This is a genomic window from Nonomuraea antri (assembly GCF_013283785.1).
GTDB lineage: Bacteria > Actinomycetota > Actinomycetes > Streptosporangiales > Streptosporangiaceae > Nonomuraea > Nonomuraea antri.
In genome coordinates, this window is the sequence record NZ_JABCPZ010000042.1 from 14,449 (window position 1) to 28,559 (window position 14,111).

Sequence of the window (14,111 nt, forward strand, 5' to 3'; positions counted from 1 at the left end):
TCAGACCTCGAAGACGTAGAACGCCTGGGCGGTGGTGCTGTTGCAGACGTAGAGCTGCATCGGCAGGCCCTCGGTGCCCTGGCCGCCGGGCACGTCGAGGCAGTGGCTGTTGGTCCCGCTGACGTTCGACCTGATCGGAGAGGCGAACCCGGCCGAGTTGGGCTTCCAGGTCCAGCGCTCGTTGGAGATGTTGTTGCAGATCCACTGGTCGATGCGGTCGCCGTTCTTGGCGCCGGTCCTGGTCTCCATGCAGCGCGCCGTCGCGCGGTTGAGGAACTGGCGGTGGTTGTCGTCCAGCTTGATGAGCACCCAGTGCTGCATCGGATCGTCGCGGTTGCAGGTCCGCTGGACGATGACGGCGTCGTCGGGGGTGTTCCGCTCCGGCTGCAGGCACAGGGCCGACCTGAAGTTCTGGATCATGAAGAACCCCGTCTCGGCCTGAGCCTGTGCCTGTGCCGGCGGTGCCACGGCGGTGAGCAGGGCGGCGGACGCGAACGCGACGAGCAGCGCATTGGTTCTCACGGACGGTCTCCCTTTTCCGATGGGGGATTTACCTCCTGAGGCGTTCCGTGCTGTTCCGCGGCGTTCCACCTGTGGGGCCAAGTGATCGGGTCGGTCAGACTGGGGGCATGAGAATCGGTTTCGCCGTACCCCAATCAGGGCCGTGGGCCACGCCGGGCAATCTCCGTCACGTCGCCGCCAGGGCCGAGGAGCTGGGCTATCACGACCTGTGGACCTTCCAGCGGGTCCTCTACCCGGTCGGGCACCCCATGGGGCCGACCTACCGGGCCGTGCACGACCCGCTCATCACGCTCGGCCACCTGTCGGGGGTGACGGACTCGATCGGGCTGGGCGTGGCCGTGATCAACGCGTTCGTCCAGCCGGTCGTGCTGGCCAAGCAGCTCGCCACGCTCCAGACGCTGTCCGGCGGGCGGCTGACGGCCGGGCTCGGGCTGGGCTGGCTGGAGGAGGAGTTCGAGGCCGCGGGCGTCGGCTTCGAGCGGCGCGGGGCCAGGGGAGCGGAGTTCGTCGAGGTGCTGCGCAAGGCCTGGACGGACGACGTGGTCGAGCACCGGGGCGAGTTCTACCGGGTCGCGCCCGCCCACGTCGACCCCAAGCCCGAGCCGGGGCCGCCGCCGATCCTGCTCGGCGGGGCCGCGCCGGCCGCGCTGCGTCGGGCCGGGCGGCTGGCCGACGGCTGGATCAGCGCCAGCAGGCACGACCTGACGGCCGTCGCCGAGGCGGTCGAGACGATCAAGCAGGCGGCGCGCGAGGCCGGGCGCGACCCCGGGCGCCTGCGGTTCGTCTGCCGCGGCGTCACCAGGATCACCGCCCGCGACGACGCCCCCGACCGGCGGCCGCTCACCGGCTCGCCTGAGCAGATCAGGCAGGACGTGGCGAACCTGGCCGCGCAGGGCGTGACCGAGGTGTTCCACGACCTCAACTTCGACCAGGAGATCGTCACGGCGGACGCCAAGGAGGCCATGCGCCGCGCCGAGGAGGCCTTGGAGGCCCTGGCGCCCTGAGCCGCTACGAAACCGCTACGCCCGCTCGGGCCAGCCGCCGTAGGGGACGGTCAGGATCTCCAGGTTGTGCCCGTCGGGGCCGTCCCAGTAGAGGCCGCGGCCTCCGTCGTTGGTGTTGATCTGCCCGGGATGCCGGTGGAACGGATCGGCCCAGTACGTGAGGCCGCGGTTCTTGATCCGCCCCCAGATCGCGTCGAACTCGTCGTCGCCGACCAGGAAGGCGTAGTGCTGCGGCACGATGTCGTCGCCGGTCTGGACGACGTCCAGCGACACCCCGTTGGCCAGTGTGACGACCTTGAAAGGCCCGTACGTCTGCGCGGAAGCCAGGCCGAGCACGTCGGTCAGGAAGTCGGCGGTGGCGTCCCTGTCGGTGGCCGCCACGATGGTGTGGTTCAGTTGCACGGACATGCCTTCACGCTACGCCGCCTCATCCGGCCAGGCGCAGCCCCTCGGCGGCCACCGCGTTCCGCAGCTCCCTGACCCCGTCGCGGCCGCGCAGCGGGTGCACCGCGTTGGTGAGCAGCACCACGCTCAGCCGCCGTTCCCGGTCGACCACCAGTGACGTGCCGGTGAACCCCGAATGCCCCCAGGCGGACGTCAGCGGCCCGACGATGCCCGGGTCGCCGATGCGCACGCCGAGCCCGTGGCGGAAGGGCGCGCCCGCCACCCCCTGGTCGCGCAGCATCTCCGCGACCGACTCCGGCCGCAGCATCGCGCCGCCGCCCAGCCGCAGCGTCTCGCCGAAGGCCAGCAGGTCGTCGGCGGTCGCGAACACCCCCGCGTGACCGGCCACCCCGCCCAGCGCCCAGGCGGTCTCGTCGTGCACCTCGCCGCGCACGACCCCGCCGCGTTCCGGCTTCCACTCGGTCGCCGCCACGCGCTGGGCGGGGGCGGCGTCGCCGATCGTGCGGTAACCGGTGTCGGAAAGCCCCAGCACGCCGGTGACCCGCTCGCGTACCAGCGCGTCCAGGGACAGGCCCCCGGCCAGTTCGGCCAGCCGGCCCGCCATCACCAGCCCGACGTCGGAGTACAGGTACCTCTCGCCCACCGGCTCCGTGACGGGCGTGCCGAGCATGGCGGCCAGGCGCGTGGCCGCGTCCGCGTCGGGCAGCTCCAGGTCGATGCGGCGGGTGGGCTGGAAGCCCGCCGTGTGCGTGAGCAGGCGGCGCGGCGTGATCCGCGCGTCGACGCCGGGGATCCAGCCGGACACCGGCTCGTCCAGGCCGAGCCTGCCCTGCTCGGCCAGCGACATCACCACCGACGTGGTGAACAGCTTGCTGATCGAGGCCAGGTCGAAGACGGAGTCGCGGCGCGCGGGCGGCCGGTCGGCGGCCGGCGTGCCCTCGGCGTCGGCGTACCTGACCAGTTCGCCGGTGGCCGCGGCGGCCACGACGGAACCGTCCACGGCGATGAGCGCGACCGCGGCCGCGCAGACCCGCGGCACGGCGTCCGCCAGGACGGCCTCCAGCCGATCCGACATGTCTTCCCCCTGATCTCGCAGTCTCAGCCGCTCAGCGCGTCGCTGAGCCGCTCGCCGTGCTCCTCCAGCAGCGCGCGGGCGCCGTCGGCGTCCAGCCCGTGCCTGATCATCAGAACCGCGATCTTGGCCTGGCCGCCGGCCGCGTCCAGCGCCTCGCCCGCCGTGTCGTGGTCGGCGCCGGTGATGTCGCTGACCATGCGCACCGCGCGGCCGGCCAGCTTGCTGTTCATCGCCGACATCTCGATCATCTTGTTGCCGTACGTGCGGCCGAGCCTGACCATCGTGATCGTCGAGATCATGTTGAGCACCAGCTTCTGCGCCGTGCCCGCCTTCAGCCTGGTCGAGCCGGTCACCACCTCAGGCCCGACGACCACCTCGATCGCGTGCTCGGCGGCGGCCGACAGCGGCGCGCCCTCGTTGCACGACAGGCCCACGGTCAGCGCGCCCCGCCCCGACGCCTCGGCCAGGGCGCCGAGCACGAAAGGGGCCCGCCCGCTGGCCGACACGCCCACCACGGAGTCCAGCGGACCGGCGTCGAGGTCCTTGATGGCCGCGGCCCCGGCCTCGGCGTCGTCCTCGGCGCCTTCGATGGAGCGGGTCAGCGCGTCGGGACCGCCCGCGATGATGCCCTGCACCAGCGACGGGTCGGTGCCGAAGGTGGGCGGGCACTCGGAGGCGTCCAGCACCGCCAGCCGTCCCGAGGTGCCGGCGCCGACGTACAGCAGCCGGCCGCCCTGGGCCATGCGCGCGCAGATCGCGTCGATGGCGTCGGAGATGGCCGGGATGACCACCGCGACGGCGGCGGGCACGGCCGCGTCGGCCTGGTTCATCAGTCGGGCGATCTGCGCCGTCGGCAGCCGGTCGATCTGGCTGTAGCGGGGATCGCTCTGTTCGGTGGACAGCTCGGGGAGCGGATCAATCATGACGCTAATTTCCACCCTTTACTTCTCTCTTGTAAATATCTTTCAGACAATGGGTTCCATGCCTTACGTACGAACCGGAGCCGAACGGCTGGCCGCGGATCCCGCACTCGCGGGTGGCACGCGCCTCGGCCTGATCACGAACCCCACCGGAGTCCTGCCCGACCTGACCCCTACCCCCGTGGCGCTGCTGGCCGCGGGCGTGCCGCTGACCGCGTTGTTCGGCCCCGAGCACGGCCTGCGCGGCACCGCCCAGGCCGGGTACAGCGAGCAGGACCCCGCCGACCCCAGAACCGGGCTGCCGCTGTTCGACACCCACCAGATCGACGGCCCAGAACTCGACGCCGTCGTGTCGGCCTCCGGCGTGGACACGCTGGTCTTCGACCTGGCCGACGTCGGCGCCCGCTTCTACACCTACGTCTGGACCATGTACGACCTGATGGCGTCCGCGGCCCGGCTGGGGCTGCGGTTCGTGGTGCTCGACCGGCCCAACCCGCTCGGCGGGACGGCCGAGGAGGGCCCGCCGCTCGACCCGGCCTTCGCCAGCTTCGTCGGCAGGTTCCCGCTGCCGCTGCGCCACGGCAGGACGGCCGGGGAACTGGCCCGGCTGTTCGGCTTCGACCTGGACCTGACGGTGGTCACCATGGAGGGCTGGCGGCGCGGGACGACCTTCGCCGAGACCGGGCTGCCCTGGGTGATGCCCTCGGTCAACATGCCGACCCCCGACACCGCCCTGGTCTACCCGGGCACCGGCCTGCTCGAAGGCACCAACTTCTCCGAGGGCCGCGGCACCACCCGGCCGTTCGAGCTGATCGGCGCCCCGTACGCGGACGACGCCTTCGCCCCCGCGCTGGCCGCGCTCGGCCTGCCGGGGGTCAGGTTCAGGGACACCTGGTTCACGCCGACCTTCCACAAGCACGCCGGGCTGCCGGTACGCGGGGTGCAGCTGCACGTCCACGACCCGGCCGCCTTCAGGCCCGTGCTGACCGGCCTGTCCATCCTGCACGTGGCCAGGACGCTCTACCCCGGCGACTTCGCGGTGGAGCCGTTCCTGGACCACCTGTGGGGCTCCGACGCGCTCGGCAAGCGCCTGGAGGCGGGCGAGGACCCCCGTGACCTCTGCCCGGAGCCCGCACACCCCCAGGGCGGGCTCCTCTACGAAGAAGGACATCACGCCAGGTCGCGCCGGTAGAGCCAGAAGACGCGTTCCGCTCGCGCGCCGACGGCGTGCGAGTAGAACCGCAAGGGCCCCACCCAGCCGATCTGGGCGCTCGCCTGGCCGGAGTCCCGCTGCTCGGCCAGGCACCTGCGCAGCAGCACCCGGCCCAGGCCCAGGCCGCGGGCCGCCTCGGCGGTGCCCATCGGGCCGAACCAGCGCGGGCGCGCGCCCCAGGCGGCGAAGGCCAGGATCTCGCCGTCGCGCTCGGCGTAGTGCAGCCCGGAGGCACTGGCCGCCTCCCAGGCCCACCGGTCGTTCCACTCGCGTTCGACGAACGCGGCCACGCGCGCCCGCTCCCCGGCGTCGTCCCCGTCGCCCGCCGGGCCGAGCGCGCGCACGCGCACCCCGGCCGCGTCGAGCCGAGCCAGGTCGTCGGCGACGGACAGGTCGGCGTCGAGGTCCGCGGTCATGTTCCAGGCCACGTGGTACCGCTCGTAGCCGAGGCTCTCGGCCAGGCACGCGGCGGCGGTGTAGCGCACATCGATGCCCGGCCAGGCGTAGCACGGCGGGTTCCCGGCGAAGCGCGCCTGACGCGCGCCCTGCGCGCGCAGCCACTCCTCGGCCGCGCCCACCAGCGCCCTGCCCCGCCCGCGCCCCCGCGCCGCCGGATGCACGGCCAGCAGGTCGATGTGCCCGGACTCCGGGTCACGGCCCGAGACCGACGCCATGACGACCCCGCCCTCGGTGGCCAGCGCCGTCCAGCGGCGGCCGGCCGGCGGCATGGCGAGCCTGCGCACCAGCGCGGGCGCCTCCCCGGCGTCCAGCGTCAGCGCGGCCCTGGCCACCTCGGCCGCCGCGGTGAGATCCGAGGTGACCGCGACGTCGTGGGACACGCGGCTCACACCCCGCTCGCCGGGCGCGCGATCACGCTGCGGCGCTCGGGGTAGAAGCACGCGTGCTCCTGCGGGATCCCCTCGGTGAGCTGGAGCAGCGGCCGCTCCGCCGCGCACCGCTCGCCCTCGAACGGGCAGCGCCCGGCGAACAGGCAGCCGGTGTCGGGACGGCTGTCGTCCAGCGAGGTCAGCGGCGTCACCGGCTGCTCGCCCGGCTCCTCCAGGCCGTGCAGCACGGGGATGGCCGACAGCAGCGACTGCGTGTACGGGTGCACCGGGTCGGCGATGACCGTGTCGACCGGGCCGCGCTCGACCACCTGACCGCGGTAGATGACGTACAGCTCGCCGTCGGCGCCGATGTAGCGGGAGGTGGCCACGTCGTGGGTGATGAACAGCACGCTCACGCCGAGCCGCTCACGCAGGTCCTTCAGCAGCGCCAGGATGCCCAGCCGGAGCGACACGTCGATCATCGAGACCGCCTCGTCGGCCACCAGCATCTCCGGGTCGACGGTCAGCGCGCGGGCGATGACCACCCGCTGCCGCATGCCGCCGGAGAGCTGGTGCGGGTAACGCGACAGCACCGTGCCGGGGTCGAGGCCGACCAGCGACAGCACCTCGGCAGCCCGCTCCTCGATCCACTGGCCCGACCTGCCGGTCTGCTTGGCGCGCAGCTTCAGCGGCGCGTGCAGGGTCTGGTGGATGGTGCGGGTGGGGTTGAGCGCCGAGTACGGGTCCTGATGGATCATCTGGATCTTGCGGAAGTGCGGCTGGCGGTGCTTGGGCTTCAGCGACGACATGGCGATGCCGTCGATGCTGATCTCGCCCTCGTCGTGGCTCTCCAGCCCGGCGATGATCCGCCCGAGCGTGGTCTTGCCGCAGCCGGACTCGCCGATGAACGAGGCCGCGCCGCCCTTGGGGATCGAGAAGTCGACCCCGCGCAGCGCCCGCACCTCGCGGCCGCCGAGCACGCTGCCGCGCTGCTTGAACGTCTTGACGATCCCGGTCCCGGTAATCACGCGTGCTCCTTCACGGTCACCGCATGGCAGGCGACGATCCTCGGCCCGTCGGCGACGGCCTGCGGGTCGACGGTGTCGCAGACGTCCATGCGCGCGGCGCACCGCTCCCTGAACACGCAGCCCTCCTTAGGCACGGTCGCCAGCGTCGGCGGTCGCCCGGGCAGCGCCTGGGCCTCGTCGATGTCGCCGACGAGCCGGGGGATGGCCCTGATCAGGCCCTTGGTGTAGGGGTGCCGGGGCGAGCCGAGCACTTCCCTGGTCGGGCCCTGTTCCACGAGCCGCCCGCCGTACATGACCGCGAGCCTGTCGGCGACCTCGGCCACCACGCCGATGTCGTGCGTGATGACGAGCGTCGTGAGGCCGCGTTCCTCGTGCACCTCACGAATGATCTTCAGGATATTCGACTGCGTGATCATGTCCAACGCGGTGGTCGGCTCGTCGAGCACCACCAGGTGCGCGTTGAGCACGAGCGCCAGCATGATGCCCACGCGCTGGCGCATGCCGCCGGACAGCTCGTGCTGGTGCGAGTCGAGCACGCGCGCGCCGTCGAGGCCCATCCGGCCGAGCAGGTCCCTGGCCTCACGGATCAGGGCGCGCGGGTCCGCCACGCCGTGCGAGCGGCCCAGGTCGAGCAGCTGCTTGCCGACCGTCTTGAGCGGGTTCAGCGAGTTCTGCGCGGCCTGGAAGACGTAGCCGATGTGCCGGCCCCTGGCCTTGCGCAGCTGCTCGCCCTGGAAGCCCGTCACCTCGCCGAGCCCGTCGATCTCCACGCTGCCCGCGGAGATCCTGCCCGGCGGCTGCACCGCGTTGAGCAGCGACAACGCCAGCGTGGACTTGCCCGACCCCGACTCGCCGACGATGCCGGTGATCGTGCCGGGCTCCAGTGTCAGCGAGACGTCGCGCACGGCGGGCAGCTCGCCCGCCGGCGTCTTGTAGACGACCGTGAGGCCGCCGATGCGCACTCCCGGCGCTTCTTGCGACACCCTTACTCCTCACGCAGCCGGGGGTTGAAGATCTCGTCCATGGCGTCGACCACGAGCACGATGCCGAGCGTGAGCAGCAGGATCGCCAGCAGCGGCGCGAGCAGGTAGCCCAGCGCGTACGGCTGGATCATGGCGCCCGCCTGGAACACCGCGAGGTTGAGCATGACGCCCCAGTTGTCCGACTCGTACGGCAGCACGCCCAGGAAGAACAGGCCGACCTGCGCGTACACGGCCCCGGTGACCGCGATGAGCATGTTCATCGCGATGAACGGCGCCATGCTCGGCAGCAGCTCCTTGCCCACGATGTGCGTCGTGGACAGGCCCAGGCCGCGCGCCGCCTCGATGAAGCCGCGCTCGCGCAGCGACAGCGTCTGCGCGCGCACCGCCCTGGCCACGCCGCCCCAGCCGAGCAGGCCGAGCACCAGGCCCATCTGGATCGGGCTGCCGAACTTCCACACCGTGGCCAGCACCAGCAGCAGCGGCAGGCCGGGGATGGTGAGCTTCATGTCGGTGACCCGCATGAGCACGGTGTCCCAGCGGCCCCGCTTGAACCCGGAGAACAGGCCGATCGAGGTGCCCAGCACGACCGTGATGATCGCGGTCACCGCGGCGCTGAGCAGCACGTAGCGCGAGCCGGTGATGACCAGCGCGAGCACGTCCCTGCCCTGCGGGTCGGTGCCGAACCAGTGCTCCCAGCTCGGCGGCTGGGTGAGCTTGTTGACGTCGCTAGGCAGGTGCTCGGGCAGGAACATCGGCCCGAAGACGCCCATGAAGGCGAAGCCGACGACGATGACGACGCCGGCCATCCTGCTGGGCTTGCGCTTCATCACGCGCCAGACGCCGCGCCAGAAGTTGCGCCGCATGGCCGCGGCGGCCGAGCCCGTCTCGGGGATGAGCGTGGCGCTCATGCCGCCTCCTCTCCGCTGCGCACCCGCGGGTCGATCACGGTGTAGAACAGGTCGGCCACGATGTTGGCCAGGATGGTCGCCACCGTGATGAGCAGGAACGCGCCGCTCATCAGCGCGTAGTCGCGGTCTTCGACGCTCTGGATGAGCAGCAGGCCCAGACCCGGATAGTTGAAGATCTTCTCGATGAAGACCGCGCCGCCGAGCAGCAGGCCCAGCGACAGCGCGAGGATCGTGAACAGCGGCAGGATCGCGTTGCGCGCGATGTAGCGGAACACGATCGACCGCTTCATCCCGCGCAGCTCGGCGGCCAGGATGAAGTCGTCGCCGAGCACGGTGACCACGCTCGACTTCATCGCCAGGATCCAGCCGCCGTAGGCCGACAGCGCGTACGTGGCCACCGGCAGCACCGCGTGCGAGACGAGCGAGCCGATGTAGCCGGCGTTGAACCCGGGCTCGAACAGGATGTCCACCGGGCCGCTGTCGGGCAGGATCGGGATGAGCGTGGCGAAGATGACCACGAGCAGCATCGCCAGCACGTACTGCGGGATGCCGTGCAGCAGCGAGCCGGAGATCGCCAGCGCGTCGCCCAGCTTGCCGGTGCGCTTGATGGCCGCGTAGACGCCGAGCACGATGCCGACGATGAAGCTGAGCAGCGTGCCGGCCAGCACCGGTAGAACGGTCCATCGGGTCTTCTCGGCGAGCACGTCCAGCACCGGGGTGCCGGGCCTGGAGGTGGAGGTGCCCAGGTCGAAGGTGACCAGGCCGCTCATGTAGTCCAGGTACTGCTCCCAGAGGGTGCCCGACGGCTTGAACCCGTAGAGCACCTTGACCGCCTGCGCGGCAGCGTCCGGCGACATGCCCTGCTCGACGAGCTTCTCGTACTTGGCCGCGAGCGGGTCGCCGGGGATGTTGTTGACGATGAAGAAGGTGATCGTCGCGACGATGAGAATCATGACGAACCCGCGGGCCAGGTGGCCCGCGAGTCGCCGGGTGAAGACCGTCATGTGGTTACTGCTTCGGCTTGACCATGCCGAGCTGGATCCACACGCCGGCGATCTGCACCTTGCCGCCTGAGCGCAGGATCTCCTCGTCGCGCGGCCAGCCGGTGAAGCGGCTGTTGTTGACGAACTGGTTGTTCACGTAGTCCCAGAGCTGGATGACCGGCAGGTCCTGGTTGGCCGCCTTGGCCAGCTGCACCATGATCGGCTTGGCCTCCTCGGCCGCGGTCGAGTTCAGCTTGGCGGTGAGCTCACCGGGGTTGACCTTGGCGCCGTCGACCTCGATCTCCTCGGGGCCGCCCATCCAGTTGCCGGACTTGCCCGGCGCGGCGTGCGTGACCTTGCCCGCGACGTTGATCCAGCCGTTGGACGCGCCGTACAGGCGCTGGTAGATGTCGTACGGCGCCGGGCCGAGCGCGATCAGCCAGAAGCCCGCGTCGTACTTGCCGGCCGCCAGTTCCTGCAGGTAGAGCGGGTAGTCGGCGACGGTCACGACCTCGGCGTCGACACCGTTCTTGACCAGCTGGCTCTTGATGTTCTCCTGCGCGGCGACCCAGTCGGTGAAGCCGGACGGCGCGTTCATGGAGACCTTCCACGGCGTGCCGTCGGCCAGGGTCCACTTGCCGTCCTTCTTCTGCAGGCCGGCCTTCTTGAACTCCTCCTCGGCCTTGGCCGCGTCGGGCGCGTACGGCTCGAGCTGGCCCAGCGTGTCGCCGATCCAGGACGGCGCGGCCTTCTGGTGGATGCCGCTGGTGGTCACGGCCGCGGTGCCGCCCTCGGGGGAGGCGACCTTGGTGACCTCCTCGCGGTTGATCAGGTAGGCCAGGCCGCGGCGCACGTGCACGTTGTCATAGGGCTTCTTGGACTGGTTGAACGCCAGCGACACCGCGACCGGCGAGTAGCCCTTGATGACCTCGTTGCCGGCCGACTGCTTGATCCGGTTCATGACGTCCGTGGGGGCCGCCACGAAGCCGGAGTGGTCGAGCTTGCCGGAGGTGAGGTAGTTCCAGATCTGCTCGTTGCCGGTGTAGTTGAGGAACTTCACCTGCGACGGCGCCACGTTGGCGGCGTTGTAGAAGTTGGGGTTCTTGCTCAGCAGCGCCTCGCCGGGGTTGACCCGCTCCAGCACGAACGGGCCGGCGGAGACGTCCTTGGCCGGGGCGAAGGCGATGACCTTCTCGCCCAGCCCGGTGATCTCCTCGCGCACCTTCTCGGCCTCGGCGCCCTCGCCGCGGGCGGCCTTGAGCTTGTCCCAGAAGTCGGCCGGCAGCACGCCGTTCCAGATGTGCGCGGGCAGGACGATGGTGTCGAGCACGCCACGGGCGAACTTGGGGCTCGGGTTGGCCATGTCCTGGGTGATCTTCAGGGTCTTCTCGTCCACGACCGTGACCTCACCTGCGGCGCCCGCGGCGCCCGGGGTGATGGAGAAGGCCGTGCTGCCCTGGGTGTAGGCGATGCCGATGGAGAGCTTGACGTCCTCCGAGGTCACCGGCTTGCCGTCGGACCACTTGGCGTTCGGCTGGAGCTTCAGCGTGATGGACGAGTTGTCCGGCGCGATCTCCCAGCTCTCCGCGATGCCCGGCAGCGCCTGGTTGGGGTCGGTCAAGTGGTTCTTCACGTAGGCGATGTTCATGGCGTTGTAGCCGACGAACGAGTTGCCCTTCGGGTTGTACGGGTTGGCCGGCGCCGATGCGTCGAGGCCGGGACGCGTCACGTCGACCGTGGTGAACAGCCCGCCGCCACCACCGCCTGAGCCGCCGGACTTGTTGGGGGTGCCACCGCTGCACGCTGCGGTGGCGGTGGCAAGACCGAGCAACGCCACTACCGCTGCTACTCGCTTCATGTACCGCTCCGGGGGATGTGGGACCTGTTGGGGATCTGTAGTGATGACCGGACCCTACGATCGCACCGAATCAGCGTCAATAATCTCCAGATGTTGTGAGGCTAATGTAACTTTCCTTCATGACCGGGGTGGATGACGCTAAGCGCCATCAGCGGAAGGGTGTCACACGATCAGGACCGCGGCCCCGCTGACCTGCCCGGTAGCCAGATCGGCCAGGGCGCGGGCGGCGTCGCCGAGCGCGTACGGCACCGTCGCCACCTCCGGCGGACGGGCCAGCGCCAGCTCCAGATAGGCCCGCCCGTCGGCCCGGGTGTTGGCCGTGACACTGCGCAGCGTGCGTTCCTGGAACAGGTGCCGCTCGTAGTTCAGCGCCGGGACGTCGCTCAGATGGATGCCGGCCACGGCCAGCGTGCCGCCCCGGTCCAGGGACTCCAGCGCGACCGGCACCAGGCCGCCCACCGGGGCGAACAGGATCGCCGCGTCCAGCGGCTCGGGCGGGCGCTCGCCGGCCGAGGCCGCGCCCAGCTCCAGCGCCAGCCGCCGGGCGGCCGGCGACCTGGTCACCACGTGCACGGTCGCGCCCAGCGCGAGCGCCGCCTGCGCGGTCAGGTGCGCCGAGGCGCCGAAGCCGTAGATACCCAGCCGCCCGCCCGCGGGCAGCTCGCAGCGCAGCAGTGCCCGGTAGCCGACGATCCCGGCGCACAGCAGCGGCGCCAGCCGCTCGGCGGGCACGTCGCCGGGCAGCGGGTAGACGTAGTCCGCGGGCGCCACCAGGTACTCGGCGAACCCGCCGTCGGCGTCCCAGCCGGTGTAGGCCGAGCCCGGGCACAGGTTCTCCGCGCCGCGCCGGCAGTACGCGCAGCGGCCGCAGGTCGAGCGCAGCCAGGCCACGCCGACCCGGCGGCCGTCGGGGGTGCGCCCGACGGCCTGGTGACCGGGGGATACGCGCGGCCGCCTGGGCGGCAGGTCGCCCTCGGCCAGGTGCAGGTCGGTGCGGCACACCCCGCACGCCTCCACCCGCACCAGCACCTCACCGGGCCCGGGCGCCGGCACCGGCCGTTCCACCGGGACCAGCGGCCCGCCGCCGATGGGTCCTGGCCGGTCCACCACCCAGGCCCGCATGCTCATGCGCCGGCTTCCGCCGGGGCGGTGGCGGCGTGCGCGGCGAGCCTGGCGTGGGCCAGCGAGGCGTACAGTGCGGCGCCGTCGGGCAGCACCGAGTCGTCGAACTGCGCCTCAGGCGAATGGTTGTACGGCGCGGTCGCCGGGTCGCGATCCGGCGGGCACGCCCCCAGGAAGACGAACGCCCCCGGCACCTGCTCCAGCACGTACGAGAAGTCCTCCGACCCCATCACCGGCTGCGGCGCCACGAAGAACCGGCCGGGGCCGAACAGCTCGTCGGCCGTCGTGCCCGCGAACTCCGACTCGACCGGGTCGTTCACGGTCACCGGGTAGCCCATGCCGAACTCGGTCTCCACCGACATCCCGTGCGCGGCCGCGATGCCCTGTACCAGCTCCACCAGGCGGCGCTTGACCAGCACCCGGTTCTCCTTGCTGAAGGTGCGCACGGTGGCCTCGAAACGCGCCTCGTCCGGGATCACGTTGTCGGCCGAGCCGCCGTGGAAGGTGCCCACGGTCACCACGACCGGGTCGAAGACGTCGAACGTCCTGGTCACCATCGTCTGCATGGCGGTGACCATCTCGCAGCCGGCCTGGATCGGGTCGAGCGCCCGGTGCGGGCTCGACCCGTGGCCGCCGCGGCCCTTCACCGTCACGCAGAACACGTCCGCGGCGGCCATGATCGGTCCCGGGCGCGAGGCGAACAGCCCGCGCGGCAGGAACGAGGAGATCACGTGCATGCCGTAGGCGGCGATCGGGCGCGGGCCCGCCGCGTCGAGCACGCCCTCGCCGATCATGTGCTTGGCGCCTTCCTCGCCCTCCTCTCCCGGCTGGAACATGAAGATCACGTCACCGGCCAGCTCGTCGCGCCGCGCGGTGAGCAGGTGCGCCGCCCCGGCCAGCATGGCGGTGTGCAGGTCGTGCCCGCACGCGTGCATCTGACCGGGCAGCTGCGACCGGTACGGCAGGTCGTTGCGCTCGGTCACCGGCAGCGCGTCCATGTCCCCGCGCAGCAGCACCGATGGGCCGGGACGCCCGCCCCTGAGCACCGCGGTGACCGAGCTCAGCGTCGTGCCCGTGGTGATCTCCAGCGGCAGCCCGGACAGCGCCGAGAGCACCTTCTCCTGCGTGCGCGGCAGATGCAGGCCGACCTCTGGCGTGGTGTGCAGCGAGTGGCGCAGTTCGACGAGTTCGTCCCGCATGTCCAGCGCGGCTTCAGTGAACGACATGAAGAACATTGTTCAGGTCCGGGACGCCGCGTCCAGC

The 14,111-nt window shown here is 71.4% G+C and carries 14 protein-coding genes; 2 read left to right on the forward strand and 12 right to left on the reverse strand.

Going from position 1 to position 14,111, the window contains the following annotated elements:
- A complete protein-coding gene (locus HII36_RS16520) occupies positions 1–522 on the reverse strand; it encodes an RICIN domain-containing protein (RefSeq protein WP_173524073.1) in 522 nt (173 codons plus the stop codon).
- A gap of 107 nt (positions 523–629) precedes the next feature.
- Here HII36_RS16520 and HII36_RS16525 point away from each other — a divergent pair, with 107 nt between their 5' ends.
- Positions 630–1,526 (forward strand): TIGR03619 family F420-dependent LLM class oxidoreductase, encoded by an 897-nt coding sequence (locus HII36_RS16525; RefSeq protein ID WP_173524074.1) that lies wholly within the window; start codon positions 630–632, stop codon positions 1,524–1,526.
- Positions 1,527–1,541: 15 nt separating this feature from the next.
- Here the strand turns inward: HII36_RS16525 and HII36_RS16530 are convergent, their stop codons facing one another.
- Genes HII36_RS16530 through murQ form a run of 3 tightly spaced genes read right to left on the reverse strand, consistent with a single transcriptional unit; the run spans position 1,542 to position 3,929 of the window.
- Positions 1,542–1,934 carry a VOC family protein gene (locus HII36_RS16530; protein WP_173524075.1) on the reverse strand — a complete coding sequence of 131 codons (393 nt, stop codon included), beginning with the start codon at positions 1,932–1,934 and terminating at the stop codon, positions 1,542–1,544.
- 19 nt (positions 1,935–1,953) lie between these two features.
- On the reverse strand, positions 1,954–3,006 hold the full coding sequence (locus HII36_RS16535; RefSeq protein ID WP_173524076.1) for a serine hydrolase domain-containing protein: 1,053 nt from the start codon (positions 3,004–3,006) through the stop codon (positions 1,954–1,956).
- Between the two features lie 23 nt (positions 3,007–3,029).
- The gene (murQ, locus tag HII36_RS16540) at positions 3,030–3,929 is read right to left on the reverse strand and encodes an N-acetylmuramic acid 6-phosphate etherase (RefSeq protein ID WP_173524077.1); all 900 of its coding nucleotides are present in this window, start codon (positions 3,927–3,929) and stop codon (positions 3,030–3,032) included.
- Between the two features lie 58 nt (positions 3,930–3,987).
- Between murQ and HII36_RS16545 the strand changes: the two genes are divergently transcribed.
- Complete coding sequence (locus tag HII36_RS16545; protein WP_173524078.1) at positions 3,988–5,118, forward strand: exo-beta-N-acetylmuramidase NamZ family protein; 1,131 nt, start codon at positions 3,988–3,990, stop codon at positions 5,116–5,118.
- Here HII36_RS16545 and HII36_RS16550 read toward each other — a convergent pair.
- The 8 genes from HII36_RS16550 to HII36_RS16585 all read right to left on the reverse strand — a co-directional run bounded on the left by HII36_RS16550 (position 5,097) and on the right by HII36_RS16585 (position 14,074).
- The gene (locus HII36_RS16550; protein WP_173524079.1) at positions 5,097–5,978 is read right to left on the reverse strand and encodes a GNAT family N-acetyltransferase; all 882 of its coding nucleotides are present in this window, start codon (positions 5,976–5,978) and stop codon (positions 5,097–5,099) included. The two genes, HII36_RS16545 and HII36_RS16550, sit on opposite strands and share 22 nt — an antisense overlap.
- Before the next feature lie 5 nt (positions 5,979–5,983).
- On the reverse strand, positions 5,984–6,994 hold the full coding sequence (locus HII36_RS16555) for an ABC transporter ATP-binding protein (RefSeq protein ID WP_173524080.1): 1,011 nt from the start codon (positions 6,992–6,994) through the stop codon (positions 5,984–5,986).
- Positions 6,991–7,977, reverse strand: a complete 987-nt coding sequence (locus tag HII36_RS16560; RefSeq protein WP_328807741.1) for an ABC transporter ATP-binding protein — start codon at positions 7,975–7,977, stop codon at positions 6,991–6,993. Before HII36_RS16560 ends, HII36_RS16555 begins: the two co-directional genes overlap by 4 nt.
- A gap of 2 nt (positions 7,978–7,979) precedes the next feature.
- Positions 7,980–8,885: an ABC transporter permease gene (locus tag HII36_RS16565; RefSeq protein WP_173524081.1), complete on the reverse strand. Its 906-nt coding sequence runs from the start codon at positions 8,883–8,885 to the stop codon at positions 7,980–7,982.
- Positions 8,882–9,889, reverse strand: coding sequence for an ABC transporter permease (locus HII36_RS16570; protein ID WP_173524082.1), 1,008 nt, complete (start codon positions 9,887–9,889; stop codon positions 8,882–8,884). Before HII36_RS16570 ends, HII36_RS16565 begins: the two co-directional genes overlap by 4 nt.
- A 4-nt stretch (positions 9,890–9,893) precedes the next feature.
- A complete protein-coding gene (locus tag HII36_RS16575) occupies positions 9,894–11,726 on the reverse strand; it encodes an ABC transporter substrate-binding protein (protein WP_173524083.1) in 1,833 nt (610 codons plus the stop codon).
- Between the two features lie 162 nt (positions 11,727–11,888).
- Entirely contained in the window at positions 11,889–12,854 is a 966-nt protein-coding gene (locus HII36_RS16580) for a zinc-binding alcohol dehydrogenase family protein (RefSeq protein WP_407940800.1), read from the reverse strand.
- Complete coding sequence (locus HII36_RS16585; RefSeq protein WP_173524084.1) at positions 12,851–14,074, reverse strand: M20 metallopeptidase family protein; 1,224 nt, start codon at positions 14,072–14,074, stop codon at positions 12,851–12,853. The genes HII36_RS16580 and HII36_RS16585 overlap by 4 nt, the downstream gene beginning before the upstream one ends.
- Positions 14,075–14,111: the final 37 nt, after the last annotated feature.

Bases quoted from the DNA above. Each gene is read 5' to 3' on its own strand.
- HII36_RS16525 (WP_173524074.1), top strand. From the start codon at position 630: ATGAGAATCGGTTTCGCCGTACCCCAATCAGGGCCGTGGGCCACGCCG.
- HII36_RS16530 (WP_173524075.1), bottom strand. From the start codon at position 1,934: ATGTCCGTGCAACTGAACCACACCATCGTGGCGGCCACCGACAGGGAC.
- HII36_RS16535 (WP_173524076.1), bottom strand. From the start codon at position 3,006: ATGTCGGATCGGCTGGAGGCCGTCCTGGCGGACGCCGTGCCGCGGGTC.
- murQ (WP_173524077.1), bottom strand. From the start codon at position 3,929: ATGATTGATCCGCTCCCCGAGCTGTCCACCGAACAGAGCGATCCCCGC.
- HII36_RS16545 (WP_173524078.1), top strand. From the start codon at position 3,988: ATGCCTTACGTACGAACCGGAGCCGAACGGCTGGCCGCGGATCCCGCA.
- HII36_RS16565 (WP_173524081.1), bottom strand. From the start codon at position 8,885: ATGAGCGCCACGCTCATCCCCGAGACGGGCTCGGCCGCCGCGGCCATG.
- HII36_RS16570 (WP_173524082.1), bottom strand. From the start codon at position 9,889: ATGACGGTCTTCACCCGGCGACTCGCGGGCCACCTGGCCCGCGGGTTC.
- HII36_RS16575 (WP_173524083.1), bottom strand. From the start codon at position 11,726: ATGAAGCGAGTAGCAGCGGTAGTGGCGTTGCTCGGTCTTGCCACCGCC.
- HII36_RS16580 (WP_407940800.1), bottom strand. From the start codon at position 12,854: ATGAGCATGCGGGCCTGGGTGGTGGACCGGCCAGGACCCATCGGCGGC.
- HII36_RS16585 (WP_173524084.1), bottom strand. From the start codon at position 14,074: ATGTCGTTCACTGAAGCCGCGCTGGACATGCGGGACGAACTCGTCGAA.